Here is a 14,661-nt window from a genome sequence, read left to right on the forward strand (position 1 = left end):
GCACGATGGCCCGCTGCAAGACCCGCTCCAGGAGCAGCTTTTCTACCTGCGCATACTGTGCCGCTTTGCGCGGGGCCGCTGGCTGGAATACCGCCTGGTGGCGGCAGCTCGTGCACAGGTACTTCGCCTGACCGTGGCTATGACCATTTTTGCGCAAGGCCGTGCTTCCGCATTTAGCGCAGGTGAGGGGCGTGTGTAGCATCTCACAAGATAGCAAAACCACGCTTTAGACCACCGCCAAAAACTCTACTTCCCAACATACGCTAAGGCCATCATTAACTCAGACACCTGCTATGGTGAGGGGTATGAAACTTAGGTGTGTATTGATGAATTAACGTGCTATATTGATGAAGTGGGTGTTAAATAATAAGGGGTAGCGTAAAATTTATAACTGTTTTGGCTATATTGACCTTAAAAAAGAGACGACTTTTCAAAAATAATCAATATGACTCCGAAAAGTTCAGCCGTTCGACCCGGTTTTAGCTTGTTTACGCTGGGTACTCTATTGCTGCTGGCCCTGTTGGCGGCGCTGGTGCAGGTCCCGCACCCGGCGGCGGCGCCGGGCGCACTTAACGGCGCCGATGTGGCCTGGATGCTGACCGCCACGGCCTTCGTACTGATTATGACGCCGGGCTTGTCGTTTTTCTACGGGGGTATGGTGCGGCCAAAAAACGTTATCAGCACCATGCTACAGAGCTTTGTCGCGCTAGGGGTTATTTCGGTGCTGTTTTACTTTGTGGGTTTCTCCCTCTGCTACGGCGACTCCTGGCACGGCCTGATTGGCAACCCGCTCACATTTGCGCTGCTGCGCAATGTGGGTACCGCGCCCAACCCGGCATTTGCTGCTACCATTCCCTTCATTCTCTACTTTGCGTTTCAGCTGAAGTTTGCCATCATCACGCCGGCTCTTATTACCGGCTCTTTCGCCGAGCGGGTCCGCTTTAAGGGCTACCTGGCTTTTATGGTGCTGTTCAGCCTGTTCATCTACTGTCCGCTGGCCCACTGGACCTGGCACCCCGAGGGCTTTCTGCGCAAGTGGGGCGTCCTCGATTTTGCGGGCGGTACGGTGGTGCACATTTCGGCTGGGGTAGCGGCGCTGGCCGGGGCAATGGTGCTGGGGCGCCGCTCGGCCAATCTGCGGCCCTCATCTTTCTCCACTCCCAATGTGCCGTATGTGCTGCTGGGAACCGGTTTGCTGTGGTTTGGCTGGTTTGGGTTCAACGCCGGCTCGGCCCTGGGCGCCAACGAGTTGGCCGCCTTATCATTTGTGAACACCAACCTGGCCTCGGCGGCGGCGCTTATTGCCTGGGTACTTATTGAAGTGGCGCGGGGTGGTAAGCCCACGGCCGTTGGGGCCTGCACGGGCGCAGTAGTAGGGCTGGTGGCTATTACACCGGCCGCCGGCTACGTCGACTACGGACAAAGCATTCTGTTTGGCGTCCTGTCCGCCATGATCAGCCACGCGGCCGTGCACTGGCAAAACTCGCGCACTACCATCGACGATACCCTGGATGTATTTCCCTGTCACGGCCTAGGCGGCATTGTAGGAATGTTGCTGACCGGAGTATTTGCTGATAAGGTGGGCCTGATTCACGGCTCCTTTACCACCTTCGGTTACCACCTGCTGGGGCTGCTCATCGTCATAACCTACTCATTCGTCGGGGCCTGGGTATTATTGAAAATAACTGATCGTATCTTTGGATTGCGCGTAAAGCTGCAGGAAGAAGAGCTGGGCCTCGACCTGAGCCAGCACGAGGAATCTACCTACCATATCGACGAAGAATTTGAGCGCACGTACCGCCGCGAGTTAGCTACGGAAAATGCGTAACGACAACACCTGCTACTCCTCGCCCCAACCTCCGGAAAAGTTGGGGTACCCCTCTGGTAGCAGGTGGGTTAGAGAAGGAATGAGGGGTACATTATTTTAAGTAGAAGGCCACCGGCGGGGAATCCGGTGGCCTTCTTTTTTGCGTGCTGATTGTCAGGTGTTGGTTGGTCCGCCGTCCTAAGCAGCGCGAAGAGCATTGTGGCGCTGAACTACTTCTTAACAACTCATTCTGGCGTGATAAGGTCCTTCGCGCTGCTCAGGATGACGAAACAGCTCCCCATCAACTCTCACCAATAAACAGCCAGCAATCAGCTCCCCATCTTACTGAGGATAAACGATACCAGGAAGCCCAGCACCGTGATAAGGCCCGTAAAGTTGTGGGCCACGGCAAAAGCTTCCGGAATCATGGTATCGGCAATCATGGCCAGTACTGCCCCCGCCGATATGGCCGTGGTGGCCGCTACTACCTCCGGCGAGAAACCGCTGAACACCGAATAGCCCACCAGGGATGAAATGCCCGAAATAACCGCAATGCCGGCCCACAAACCCAGCACGTAGGCCGGCCGTCGGCCGGCTTTGCGCATACCGGCGGCACTACTAAGGCCTTCCGGTAAGTTGCTCAGAAAGATGGCTACCACGGCCACCAAACTCACGCTGCCCCCGGCCAGCATACTCAGGCCAATCACAATGCTTTCCGGAATGCCATCCAGCAGTGCCCCCACGGCCAGGGCCATGCTGTTGTCGTCGCCGGCTTCGTTGCCTTCGGTTTTGCCCCGCTGCACAGCATCCCGCTCCTGGTTTTGGTGCTCCCCGGAACGTTTGCGGTGTTTGGCACCGTAGCGGGCCAGCAGCCAGTTGGCGGCCGTGTACGCCGCCGCGCCGCCCACAAACCCCAGCCCCGTCGAGTCGAAGCCGCCTTTTTGATAGGCTTCCTCCATCAGCTCCAGGGAGAGGGTAGCAATAAGAACGCCACTGCCGAAGGCCATAACAGCCGCAATCAGCCGCTGGGGAACCCGCAGAAAGTAGCCAATGGCCGCGCCCAACAGCAGGGCTGAGCCCGAAACCAGGCCCCAGAAGCCAGCCACAGCCCAGGTAGGAACAGAATGCATGAGAGGAGAAGGAGAATGTGGGAATGCCCGCCAGGCCGCTGCATGAGCGGAGCGAGTGGACCGTTCAACGCCGGTTGCCACACAAAGGATGCTACCCGGCCCGAAACTACCTCCTTATAGCGTGCGGCGTAACCACTCGGGGGTGGTACGCTGGCGTTGCTCACACCACCTACTTCGGCCAAGTAACCCCCGGATATTCGTTGGTCTTGCCCTGCTGCGGTGGCCTATGCGGGCGGACCGCTACGCTGCCGACGGGAACGAGGGCCAACGGGGTGTGCCGGGCGTTGGGGCCGGGCTTCCCCGTTGGTACTGGCCCAAATCAGGCCGGCGAGTTATAGGCGTCGTACACGTTCCAGGCCCAGATAACGAAGGGTACCACAATAGTCCAGGCTAGCAAAAAGCCAATCAGGCCGCCCAGGGCCCAAATCAGGAACGCCTTCAGAATGTGCCCTTTGATAAGCTGGCCGAGGCCCGGCACAAAGATGGACAGCAGAGCCGGCAGGCCGTAGGTTGGTTTCATAGCGAAGAAGGACTGAAAACGAAAATTGCGGGAAGTTACTGAACCCGGGCCTGGCCAAACGGGCAGCGGGCCAGCACCACGCACCGCCCACAGGCCGGCGTGTGAAAGTAGCAGCATTTCTGCCCATGAAACATCAGGGCCTCGTGGTGGTCGTACACCTGCTGGGCATCCCAGTCGGGTGGGAGCAGGGCCGCCAGCTGGGCGTGGGCAGCCGCTTCGCCTACTTTGGGGCCAATCAGCCCCAGGCGCTGCGCTACCCGGTGGTGGTGGCTGTCCACGGGCATGGCCGGCCGGCGCAGGGTACTGAACAGCAGCACCGCCGCGCTGGTTTTGGGGCCCACGCCGGGCAGTTGCTCCAGCCAGGCGCGGGCCTCCGGAATAGGTAGCTCGGCCAGAAACTCCAGATGACAGGGCCCGTTGCAGCGCTGGCTCACCTCCCGCAATACCTGTTGCAGGCGCGGAGCCTTTTGCTCGGGCCAGGTGCAAGCCCCGATGGCCTCCTCCACCTCGGCCGTGGGGGCGTCGCGCACGGCATCCCAGGTGGGGAAGCGGGCCCGCAGCTCCTGGTAGGCCCGGTGCGAATCCTGGTTGCGGGTGCGGTGGGAGAGCAGGGAGCTGATGAGCTCACTGAGCGGGTCCTTGGTGCTGAAAAAGGCAAACGGGGCTCCATACTCGGCGCAGAGCCGGCTATGTACCCACAAGGCCAGCTCCTGGCGCTCAGCTACAGTCGAGGAAAGTACAGACGTCGTCACCCTGCTGCCTACGCGAAGTACCGGGCGCGGGGCTGACTTTCCGGTAACAAAAAGCCTCCGCCGGGTAGGGCGGAGGCTTTTTGTTTGGTAAAAACCTGCTGGTTCAATGGGCCGGCTACTGTCCGCGGTTATACAGTAATATGGCCTGTTTCACGCTGTTCTGCGACTTGCCGCCGATTACCAGGGGCACAATGGCCAGTGGAATAGCCGCGTACATTAGGGGCGACACCGAAAAACCGTTGCTGCTGCCGAAGCTGGAGAGCGTTCCGGCCAGCAGCAGGCCCCCAGCCCCGATATAGCTTAGGGTAGTAATGCGCTGGTAGCGGCGGGCGTCGGCCAGCAACTTCTGCGAACCGGGGTTATCGACGGTGGCCAGCTGCAGGTTGCGCACGCTCAAATCCTCAATCGGGCCATTATCCTTGCTGAAATACTCGGTGCGTACCGTGCGGTAGCCTCCAAAGCCGCCGTAGCCGCCGTAGGGGTAGCCAAAGCCCCCATAACGTCCGTATCCATAAGGGCCAAAACCACCGGGGTTGCTAACGTACTGCTGGCTGGTGATGGAGTACAGGCTGATGCGGCCCACCCGGTCGCGGCGCAAAGTGGTTTCGCGCTTGGAACGGCCCGGCAAGGTAGTGCGCACGTAAAAGCCGGTTTCATCTTCGTAGTAGCGCACATCGTTCAGGTCGAGGCGCTGCTGCCCATCTACCAGCAGAAACGTGCGCCCAAATACAGGCTGCTTCACTTCCACATCGTACCCCCGTAACACCTGTCCCGATTTCAGGCCCACGGCGTAGCGGGTAGTATTGGCGGGAGGAAGCGGGGCCGCCCGCTGAGCCCGGGCCGAGTCGGGCACGACCGGAGGCGAGGCCAGGACGCGGGGGGCCGGAGCCCGGCGGGCAGTATCGGCGGGGGCAGTGGTTACGGGAGCGGCTGGAGTAGCAGGGGCCGGAGCCGGCGAACCGGGCAGCGTATTCAGCTCGCGGGGTGTTTGCTGGGCAAGGGCCGGAGCCGCCAGCGCAAACAGAGCCAGAACAGGGAGAGAGCGGAGCAACATAGGGATAAATAAAGGCAGAAAGAACGAAATAACGGGTCTGGCCTGCGAGCAAGCCGTGTGCGGCGTCCCGGCTGCCGCATCAACAGCCAGGCTGGGGCAAAGGTGCCCGGCCACTGGCAGAATGCCCAGGGAACGGCTGCCCCGGCTACCAGCAAAAAGCATGCGCGCTCCATCCGGCAGAATTAGCTGGTAGACGCCCGCGCCGGGCCCTTGTTTGCAGAAGAGTACCTGGCGCTGCCGCCCGTTGCAGAAAGCCCCGTTTTTTATCTGTCCGCAACCAGCTCCGCGCTGTCATTAGCCTCCTGAAAACGGGTTACTTGTTCCAGCGTATTGCGGCTGATGCCGGCTACACTGTGCCGACTTGGTGTAAGGTTGACTGCATCTTCCGACTACGAAATAGTAACCCGCGGGTAGCCGGCCGGTATTGCCCTGCAAAAAACGCCCCGTACCTAACTGCTGGTTCGCCTTTGAAGTGAGGCGCATAAGCCGGGTGTTAGCTGATACCAAGCGGTGCCTGTAGGACCGCAACAGCGGCATAAGGCATTTTGAGCAGGCACCCGGCACCAGCTCCTGGCATTGCTGGCGGAGCGCCGGAATGTGGCCATCGGAGAGAATTGTGCAGAGCTGGTTTTTACGAAATGCCAGGGTAGGGGCGGCCCAGGGAGTTGAGCAGGAGTACCACCTAGCGCAGCAGCTTCTCCAGCAGGCTCATGCTGTCTACCATATCGGTGCTGGACTCGAAATCCAGGGGCTTCAGAATGTAGCCGGCTACCCCAAGGTTCTGCGCATTCAGCCGATCCACATCCATGCCGGAAGTAGTGGTGATGAACACCGGTATCCGGGCCAGTTCGGGGTTGGCGCGGATTTCAGCCAGAAACTCGTGCCCGTTCATTTTGGGCATATTCAAATCCAGCAGAATAATTTCCGGCAGCGGCCGGATGGGCTCCACTCCATTGGTGCCCAACAGCAGGTCCAGCGCCTCCAGCCCGTTGAAAGCAGTGTACAGCTTGTGGGGCACGCTAAATTTCTCGAAGGCCTTCTGCGCCGTCATGGTATCAAAAAAATCGTCTTCAACTAGCAGTACGGAGCGCATGGCGGTGAAATGATGAGATGGTAAACTAGTGAGTTTGCCGTTCTGACGGCACCTCGTACATAGTCCTTGTGGGTTGGCTGAGTCGAGTGCCGACCTAATCAGCTGATTAAACCGCGGGGAGCACCCTCACAGCCTAGGTTATCTACTTGGGCCAGGTAAAAACAAAGGCGGCGCCCTGGCCCTCTTCGGACTCGATGTGAATGGTGCCTTTTTGTTCTTCTACAATTCGTTTTACAATGCTGAGTCCAATGCCGGTGCTTTCGGCGGTGTTCCGGTCGCGCAAAGTCTGAAACATCAGGAACACTTTCTGGTGAAACTGCGGAGCAATGCCGGGCCCATCATCCTGCACCCGAAACTCGTAGCATTCCCCCAGGTCGCGGGCCGTTACGGTAATTACGCCGTCGGGGCGGTTATGGTACTTGGCTGCGTTGCCAATAAGGTTGGTGAATACCTGCTGCAGGCTCAGCCGGTCGGTGGTGAGCAGGGGTAAGGGGGCCGGTGTTTCCACCCGAAACGTGGGCGGCACCACCAGCTCCGTTACCTCCGCAACCAGCTGCTGCACTGCCACCGGCTCCAGCTTACGCTCCGTACGACCGGCGCGGGCATAAGCCAGCAACCCGTTAATGAGGTCCTCCAGGCGGTGCAGGCGGCCTTTCATCATATCCAGGTACTGGCGCATCTGGGGGCTGAGCTCGTGCGGAAGCTCGTCTTCAATCCATTTCACTACCGTTACCACCCCACGCAGCGGAGCTTTCAGGTCGTGGGAGGCTACGTAGGCAAACTGATCCAGCTCCCGGTTGCGGTTTTCCAGCGCGGCGAAGCTGGTGTCCAGGGTCTGGGTCATGTGGTTGAGGGAGGTAGCCAGGTTGCCCAGAGTGTCCTGCTCCTGGTCGGAAATCTTCACTGAATAGTCGCCCTGCACTACGCGGTTCGCCAGGCTCTCAATCAGCTGGATGCGGCGGGCTACATCGGCGTTGGTGCGGGTCAGCTCAGCCTGTAGCTCCTCGTTAGCTCGTAGCTCCTTGGTAATTTTGGTAAACAGCCAGAATACAATGAGCGTAGCCAGAATAGCCGATACCAGGAGGGCCACCGGAGTCGTATTCTCAAAGAAATCCTGCTGCTGCCGCCGTTCCTGCAGCAACCGGTTCTCCTCGCGCTGTACCCGCCCGATAAGCTGGCGCAGGCGCAACTGCCGGTCCCGGTCCTGGCGCACCAGCTGGCGTACCGCATCCGTGGAGGGCGTCAGCCGCGTCCAGCGCCGCAGGTAGGCAAACTCTAGCTGTACATCTCGTTGCAGGGTATCAAGGCGCTGCTGCTGCTGGCGGTTGTCGGTAGTGAGCAGCTGTAAAGCCTCCAGGTCCTTGCGGGCCTCCGGTATGCTGGCGTAAAAGCCCGGCAGGTAGGTACTGTCGTTCAGCAACAGATACCCGCGTACCTGACTTTGCCCGTCGCGCATGTGGCTGCGCAGGCTGGAGGCATTTTCCAGCACCTGGTAGGTGTGCTCCACCAGGCGGGTGTAGTAGGCCAGCTGCTGAATGCTGTACCAGGATGCGGCCGAAGTAAGCAGCAGAACGCCTACTGCAATTACGAAACCCAGAATAATTTTGGTATTGAGCTTGAGGCCCATAGGCAGAAACGCAGAAAGAGGAGGCGCAGTAGCCGGCTGCAAGGTACGGGCAGCCGGTTGGTTGGGCCTACAACGGGTAGCCGGGGCGGCAGGTTGGCTTCCGTATCTTTGCCCGTAAGCTGGCCCGTAGATGTGGGCCGGCCGCCGCTGCTATGCCTCTCTTCGACCCCATCACCTCGCCCCAGAACCCGCGCATCAAAAACCTGCTTAAGCTACAGCAGAAATCCTCGGAGCGCCGGGCGCAGGGCCTTACTATCATTGAAGGCCTGCGCGAGCTAACCATTGCCCGGGGCGCGGGTATTGAGGTGGCGGCCCTGTTTGTGTGTTCCGAGCTGGCCGGAGCCGGGCGGCAGCAGCAGCTGCGGGAGCTGGTGGCAAACAGTGTTACCGATTGGTTTGAGGTATCAAAAGCGGTATTTGAGAAAGTGGCTTACCGGGAGGGCTCCGATGGAGTACTGGCCCTGGTGAAGCCTCCGCTGCTTACCCTGGAGCAGCTGCCGCTACCGGCCGCGCCGCTGCTGCTGGTGCTGGAAGCGGTAGAAAAACCCGGCAACCTGGGGGCTATCCTGCGCACCGCCGATGCCGCCCAGGCTACGGCCGTGGTAGTCTGTGACCCCCGCACCGACCTCTTCAACCCCAATGCCATCCGGAGTAGTATCGGGTGCTCATTTACGGTACCAACCGTTGCTACCACCCGCGCCGAGTTGCTGGCCTGGTGCCGCAAGCACGGTATTCGCACGTATGCGGCGGCCCTTACCGAGCAGGCAGTAGCTTACACTACCTGTAACTTCCGGGGGCCTACTGCCCTGGTGATGGGCACGGAAGCCGATGGCCTTACCCCGGAGCTGAGGCAGGCCTGCGACCATACCATCATCATTCCCATGCGCGGGGCCATCGACTCCCTGAACGTGAGCACCGCCACCGCCATTCTCACCTTCGAGGCCGTGCGGCAGCGCGAAAATCAGGTGCCTGCCAGCTAGCTACCTGCCTCTCAGCACAACGCCCTGCTGTGGCAAGCACGGCAGGGCGTTGTGTTGAGAAGCAGGTAGCCAGCGCAACAGCTGATCAGGAATCGGAGAGCTTACGCTGGAAATGGAGCTTGAGAATGGTGTCCATTTTTTCGGCCGTAAGGGGCTTGCTGGCCAGGCCGGCCACTGGCAAGTCATCTACCCGAGCCAGGTTGGCAGAGGTCATATTCACGGTAAGCACTACAATCCGGATGGCCTCGCGGTAGGCGGCGGGCAGGTGCTGATACGCCTCCAGAAACGCCATGCCATCCATGGTGGGCATGGTGATATCCAGCAGCAGCAGGGCCGGGTGGGCAGCCGAAGGCGCTACTACTTGTTGCTCCAGCAGGGCCAGGGCTTCTACCCCGTCGTTGGCCGTGAAGATGGAATCAGTAATGCCCAGGCTGCGAATCAACGACTCATTGATGTGATTGGTGGTGTCGTCGTCGTCGACCAGAATGACGTAGGATAATTTTTCCATAGCCTAAAGGTAGCAGAGAAATTACGGAGTGGGAAGCCTTACGATGAAAGTAGAGCCCACACCTGCCGTGCTCCGAACGGAGAGCTGACCACCGGCATTTTCTATCATGCGCTTGATCAGAAACAGGCCTACGCCGGAGCCCTCTACGTGATGATGGAGCCGACGGAACAGCCCAAACAGCTGTTGCTGCTGCTCCGGGCTGAGGCCCAGTCCATTATCCTGCACTTGAATCTCCATGGCGCCCGGCTGCTGCTCACACGTAATCCGGATCTGGGGCACACGGTTGGGGTGGCGATACTTGAGCGCGTTACTGAGCAGGTTGTACACAATGCTGCGCAGGTGTTTATGAGAGAGCAGAATGGGGCCGCAGTTTTCCACCTCCACCAGTACTTGGGCGTCGGCCTCAGCAAGCTGTGCCGCCAGATCCAGCTGTACATCGGCAATTACGGCCGCCAAATCAAGGGGCTCATCCGCGGCCTCGCCCTCCTGGGGTACCCGGGAAAGCTCCGTCAGGTGGCCGATGGTTTGCTGAAAGCGGAGCACCGAACCGTGCATCATCCGGAGCAAGGGCTGCATTTCAACGCGCAGCGGGTGGTCGGCCGGAATGGTGCGCTCCATCTCATTCAGCAGTCCTTCCAGGTTGGCAATAGGAGCCCGCAAATCGTGGGAGGCGGAGTACACAAAGGAATCCAGCTCCTGGTTCATGTGCGTGAGCTGGGAGTTGCGCGCTTCCAACCCCTGCGTACGTTGCTGTACCCACTCATCGAAGGAGCGACTGAGCTGATGCATTTCCCGCTGGCTGTTTGCCAGCTGTTGCCCCGTTTCCGACAGTTCCACATTCAGCGACGCCAACTCCGAATTGAGGTTGTGCAGGTGAAGGCGGGTCTTGCGCTGCTGGGTAATGTCGTAGGCAAACACGGTTACGCCTTCTACTTTGCCCTGCTGGTTCCGGATGGGCTGGAACGACAGTGTAAAATACGCCGTGGCCACCGTCTCACCCAATGAAGGCGTGGGCCAGGCACTGGCCTCCGGTACTATCAGGGGTTGCCCGGTGGTATACACGGTATTCAGCCAGGCCAAAAAGGGCTGCACTACCGCCGCAGGAGCCACATCCCGCACCGGATGCCCCAGTATTACCCGGTGGCCCACCAATGTGGTGTACTGGTTGTTGGCGAAGCGGCAAATGTGGTCGGGCCCGCTGAATACGATGATAACGGCTAGTTGCTGCATAAATGCCTCGTAACTCTGGCGGGGCTGTTCGTTGCTTTCGTACAGGCGCTGTATTTCCTGCGCCAGGGTTCGGCGCAAGGGGGTAGAAGTGCCCAGACCATTAAAATCGGCGGAGTCGGCCACGCTAACCAGCAGATAAGGGCCACTGCGTTGGGCGGCTACCCAGAGGTAGGCATTCAGGTCGTTGTGCTGATAGTGCACGTCGCGGTGGCCCGGCTGGCCGGATACAAACGTATCGTGGCAGAACTGGTACACGCCGGTAGGATCGGGGTGGGGGTAGCGCAGGCGTAGGGTAATAGTAGCAGGTACTTCGGGTAGGCTCAGTAGCTGCTGGGCGGCCGGATTCAGCCGGACATATACGAAGTCGGTGATGGTACGCTGATCGGGGGCGTACACCGGCCGCAGCACTACCACGCCGGTAACGGATATGGAAAACAGGGTAGAAAACAGCTCGTCGCCGGTCGGCTCGCTGGCCTGCGGGGCAGGAGGAAGAAGATCCATAACAATCAGCGGAAAGGCCGTGGTGCGCCTGGCGGAAGCAGCGGGAGGCGAAGCTGCGGCAACGAAGCTAGGGAGCGGCAGCCGGAAAATAAAGGGTGCCGATTGAGGCCGGCTGTCAGCAAAAATAGTCCTCCCTGCGGGCTTTGTCAAGCGGCCCAGTTCCCTTGCACTCCACTGCGGGCAGGATTTCCGGCGGCGGTGGAAGAAAAGCAGCTGGCCCCGGCTATCTGCCCGCGGGGGCGGCTACCACCATGTTAGCACGCCGGCGCGGGCTGTAGCCCGGGGCGTCAGCTCCTGGTCAAATAGCCAGAAGTCGGCGCGGTAGGCAGGAGCCAGGTAGCCCAGCTCGTGGTCGAGGCCCAGCAGCTGGGCCGGATAAAGCGAAGCCATCCGCAATGCCTCTTCCAGGGGCAGGCCTACCTGCTGCACGCAGTTGCGAATGGCCAGAGGCAGGGTAAGGGCCGACCCGGCCAGTGTGCCTTGCGCATCCACGTAGTAGTTGGCCTGGGAGCGAAACTGGTAGGCCCCCTGCTGACTGTTAGTAACGGCATCGGTAATCAGAAACAGCCGCTGCCGGAGTATTTGCTGACTGATGCGCACGGAGGCAAAGTCACAATGCACGCCATCAGCAATGATGCTGGCGTAGGCCGTAGCCGAATCGTACACGGCTCCTACCAGGCCCGGCTCCCGGCCCTGTAGCGCCGACATGGCATTAAACAGGTGCGTGGCGGCCGAGAAACCCTGCCGAAATCCGGCCGCCGCCTGCTGGTATGTGGCATTGGAGTGCCCCGCCGATAGTATTACATCGGCTTTGCGCAGGCGCCCTAACACCGCCGCCGACACCATTTCCGGAGCTAGCGTCATCATTTTTAGGGTGCCATTAGCCAGCTGCAGGAGCTCGTCAACGTCGGCTACGGTGGCTTCCCGGATGTACGCAGCCTGGTGGGCGCCTTTCTTGGTAGGGTTGATGAAAGGGCCTTCCAAGTGAATACCCAGCAAGCCCGGTTGCTGCTGGCAGAACTCCCGACCTACTTCCAGCGCCTGGCGGGTTATGGGCCAGGAGTTGGTGGGCATAGTGGCCAGCACCCCGGTAGTACCGTGCCGGAAAGCAAACTGAGTGAGAGAAGCCAGGGCTTCTGCAGTAGGAGTCACGGAAAAAAGCTGCCCTTCAGCCCCGTACACCTGCAAATCCAGCAGGCCGGGCGCTACGCTCAGGCCCCGGGCATCCACGGTGGGTACATCGGCGGGAGCCGCTACTTCGGGCAGCACGGCCTCAATCAGCCCGTCTTTCACCAGCAGCGCGTGGTGCGGCAGCAGGGTGGAGCCAGTGTACACGAGGCAGTTGCGGAGCAGGTAGCGCATGGAGGGCAGGGGAGTGCAAGAAAGTGCCGAAGTTACGCTAGCTTGATGCTTAGTTAGCTCCACAATGCGCAATGGTGCTTCCTTCTCAGAAAGCCTCCTGGGTGCCGCACCTATTGCTGGCAGGGCTAGTGGCGGGGCTGGTGCTGGGAGCCTGTGCCTCGGTCAGGTTCACGCGGCCAGACCTCCGGCCCGCTCCCATAGCTATTCGCTACACCATCAAGCGAAAAGGGCTGTTGCTGTTCTTTTTCCCAGCGTACGATACTGTGGCCATCCGGTTGGCCTACCAGCGACGCCCGGTGCCCGCGCCCGGCACCTGCCCGCAAGCCGGGAAACACCCTACCCTAACGAGCCTCCGCCGGCTGCCCGGGGCCGAGCCCCGCTGGCTGGCAACGGTACGCTGCGGCTACCAGGCAGGGGCCTATCTGTTGCGCGTACCCCCATCCGGCCCCGAGTACCACTTCATCAGTCCGGTTTCTGATGAAAACTGGCGGCATCAGCTGCGGCCTATTCAGCCGGCAACGTACCTCTACCTGGCTACCACCGACTCCATGGGCACGCTGTTCGATCTGCGCACCTATCAGCGCCACGTGGTGCAGCTGCCCGCGCTGGCGGAAACTGACAGGAGAAATAGCCTGTCCCGGTCGTGGTATACCGTTTCGCCCGATGGGCAATGGGTGGGCCGGGCCTTCTCGCGCGACACTGCCACGTATTTTCGGCCGGCAAATCAGTCGCGCCGCAAACGGCTGCCGCTGCTCCTGCTCGACCAGCGTAACCTTACCACGGGCGAACAGCAACGCCTCCGGCTGCCCGGCGTATGGCTAGCGCCCACGCAATTGCCGCAATCTGTGCGGTGGGAGCAGGAAGCCGGTCAGTGGAAACTGCGCCCCGTGCCCTAAAACTACCACCACTATGACTACCACTCCCGAACACCGCACCATTCACGTTTATGGCCGCGTACAGGGCGTTTTCTTCCGCCAAAGTACCCAGCAGCAGGCTCACCGCCTGGGCCTCACCGGCACCGTGCGCAATAACCCCGACGGCTCCGTAACCATCCAAGCCGAAGGCCCCGCCGAGGCGTTGAATCGGCTGGAGGCGTGGTGCCAGCAAGGGCCGCCCGCCGCCAATGTAACCAGGGTGACACCCGTACCCGGCCCAGTGGAAGGGTACACTGGGTTTCAGATAGAACGGTAGCTGCTCAGACGCGACGCAATTCCTCCACCCACACGTCCAGGGCGTCCGCGGCGTATAGCAGGGGAGGGCCTACGGGCGTAGGCAGGCCGTGGCTTTCTATCAGCGTAGAGCTCCAGTGTTGCAAGGTAGCTGTCCGCAGCTGCCAGGGCGCATGCCATAAGCGGCCCCGCCAGATAATGCTGCTGTGCTGCCCAGGCCGGACACTTGGGCCCGCCGTGTACAACTGATACCGTTCTGTGAGGAAATGAGCAAGGCTGCCGGGCTGGGCAAGGGGCAAGGCCGCTCCGGGTGTCCAGGCGGCAGCAAAGGTGGCGGCTGGGGCACCCCGGTGGGTACGCTCGGCTGTGGCCCGTAACGTACCGCCGGAGCCGGTAAGCTGCATACGGGCGTGCAGGTACGGCAAATGGAACAGCGTACGGGCTGCCCATACCCCCAGCGGCTGCGTAGCATCCAACGACAGAAACCACACGCCCGGCACCCCATCCAGACGGGCATAGGTCCGCACATTCAACTCGTGCAGCGCGCTTAGGCCCGGTACAGCCGGCAGGCCCAGTGGCCGGATGTGACTCATGGTAAATGGCACTACGCCCAACCAGGCCTGCCCTTCGTACAGGTCAAGTTCCAGCCGGGGCGGTAGGTAGGGGTGCAGTACTTCCGGGGGTAAGGGCCAGTGCGCGAACAGCAGGTTGCTCCAGCGCTGGCGCATCAGCGGCCAGCGGCGTGGGTGGGTAGCGGGTGAAAAATCAGGCAAGGGTAGCTGTAAGATGAGGAGAAGGTAGCCGGTTCAGCCTATAACCATTTGCCCGGTTAACCTTCCCGCCACAACTCAGCAAAAAGCCGGGCCACTGATGCTGCCACCAACAAAAAAGGGGGGCGCAGCTTACGCCGCGCCCCCCTTTTCTCTGA

The 14,661-nt window shown here is 60.6% G+C and carries 15 protein-coding genes; 4 read left to right on the forward strand and 11 right to left on the reverse strand.

Annotated features, from left to right (window positions below; translation table 11 throughout):
- Window positions 1-202: IS1/IS1595 family N-terminal zinc-binding domain-containing protein (locus EI290_RS23085; protein WP_449404923.1), on the reverse strand; the 202-nt coding region annotated here is incomplete at its 3' end.
- Window positions 203-445: 243 nt separating this feature from the next.
- Here EI290_RS23085 and EI290_RS03360 point away from each other — a divergent pair.
- Entirely contained in the window at window positions 446-1,828 is a 1,383-nt protein-coding gene (locus EI290_RS03360) for an ammonium transporter (RefSeq protein WP_125426775.1), read from the forward strand.
- Window positions 1,829-2,136: 308 nt separating this feature from the next.
- Here EI290_RS03360 and EI290_RS03365 read toward each other — a convergent pair whose 3' ends face one another.
- From EI290_RS03365 to EI290_RS03390, 6 genes are all read right to left on the reverse strand, one after another.
- Complete coding sequence (locus tag EI290_RS03365) at window positions 2,137-2,937, reverse strand: ZIP family metal transporter (RefSeq protein WP_125426777.1); 801 nt, start codon at window positions 2,935-2,937, stop codon at window positions 2,137-2,139.
- Between the two features lie 319 nt (window positions 2,938-3,256).
- Window positions 3,257-3,457, reverse strand: a complete 201-nt coding sequence (locus EI290_RS03370) for a hypothetical protein (protein WP_125426779.1) — start codon at window positions 3,455-3,457, stop codon at window positions 3,257-3,259.
- A gap of 35 nt (window positions 3,458-3,492) precedes the next feature.
- Window positions 3,493-4,209 (reverse strand): endonuclease III domain-containing protein, encoded by a 717-nt coding sequence (locus tag EI290_RS03375; RefSeq protein ID WP_125426781.1) that lies wholly within the window; start codon window positions 4,207-4,209, stop codon window positions 3,493-3,495.
- A gap of 115 nt (window positions 4,210-4,324) precedes the next feature.
- Window positions 4,325-5,263, reverse strand: a complete 939-nt coding sequence (locus tag EI290_RS03380; protein ID WP_125426783.1) for a hypothetical protein — start codon at window positions 5,261-5,263, stop codon at window positions 4,325-4,327.
- A 682-nt stretch (window positions 5,264-5,945) separates the two neighbouring features.
- The gene (locus EI290_RS03385; protein ID WP_125426785.1) at window positions 5,946-6,356 is read right to left on the reverse strand and encodes a response regulator; all 411 of its coding nucleotides are present in this window, start codon (window positions 6,354-6,356) and stop codon (window positions 5,946-5,948) included.
- A gap of 142 nt (window positions 6,357-6,498) precedes the next feature.
- On the reverse strand, window positions 6,499-7,983 hold the full coding sequence (locus EI290_RS03390; protein WP_125426787.1) for a sensor histidine kinase: 1,485 nt from the start codon (window positions 7,981-7,983) through the stop codon (window positions 6,499-6,501).
- A 152-nt stretch (window positions 7,984-8,135) separates the two neighbouring features.
- Here EI290_RS03390 and EI290_RS03395 point away from each other — a divergent pair, with 152 nt between their 5' ends.
- A complete protein-coding gene (locus EI290_RS03395; protein WP_125426789.1) occupies window positions 8,136-8,963 on the forward strand; it encodes a TrmH family RNA methyltransferase in 828 nt (275 codons plus the stop codon).
- An 85-nt stretch (window positions 8,964-9,048) separates the two neighbouring features.
- Here EI290_RS03395 and EI290_RS03400 read toward each other — a convergent pair whose 3' ends face one another.
- The 3 genes from EI290_RS03400 to nagA all read right to left on the reverse strand — a co-directional run bounded on the left by EI290_RS03400 (window position 9,049) and on the right by nagA (window position 12,564).
- The gene (locus tag EI290_RS03400; protein WP_125426791.1) at window positions 9,049-9,471 is read right to left on the reverse strand and encodes a response regulator; all 423 of its coding nucleotides are present in this window, start codon (window positions 9,469-9,471) and stop codon (window positions 9,049-9,051) included.
- 21 nt (window positions 9,472-9,492) lie between these two features.
- Window positions 9,493-11,202, reverse strand: coding sequence for a PAS domain-containing sensor histidine kinase (locus EI290_RS03405; RefSeq protein WP_125426793.1), 1,710 nt, complete (start codon window positions 11,200-11,202; stop codon window positions 9,493-9,495).
- A gap of 243 nt (window positions 11,203-11,445) precedes the next feature.
- Window positions 11,446-12,564, reverse strand: a complete 1,119-nt coding sequence (nagA, locus tag EI290_RS03410) for an N-acetylglucosamine-6-phosphate deacetylase (protein ID WP_125426795.1) — start codon at window positions 12,562-12,564, stop codon at window positions 11,446-11,448.
- A 71-nt stretch (window positions 12,565-12,635) separates the two neighbouring features.
- Here nagA and EI290_RS03415 point away from each other — a divergent pair, with 71 nt between their 5' ends.
- On the forward strand, window positions 12,636-13,460 hold the full coding sequence (locus EI290_RS03415) for a hypothetical protein (protein ID WP_125426797.1): 825 nt from the start codon (window positions 12,636-12,638) through the stop codon (window positions 13,458-13,460).
- Between the two features lie 13 nt (window positions 13,461-13,473).
- Entirely contained in the window at window positions 13,474-13,755 is a 282-nt protein-coding gene (locus EI290_RS03420; RefSeq protein ID WP_125426799.1) for an acylphosphatase, read from the forward strand.
- Window positions 13,756-13,759: 4 nt separating this feature from the next.
- Here the strand turns inward: EI290_RS03420 and EI290_RS03425 are convergent, their stop codons facing one another.
- The gene (locus tag EI290_RS03425) at window positions 13,760-14,506 is read right to left on the reverse strand and encodes a YqjF family protein (protein WP_221766228.1); all 747 of its coding nucleotides are present in this window, start codon (window positions 14,504-14,506) and stop codon (window positions 13,760-13,762) included.
- Window positions 14,507-14,661 lie beyond the last annotated feature (155 nt).

The sequence above is a fragment of the Hymenobacter metallilatus genome, assembly GCF_003944705.1.
In the GTDB taxonomy this organism is placed as follows: Bacteria; Bacteroidota; Bacteroidia; order Cytophagales; family Hymenobacteraceae; genus Hymenobacter; species Hymenobacter metallilatus.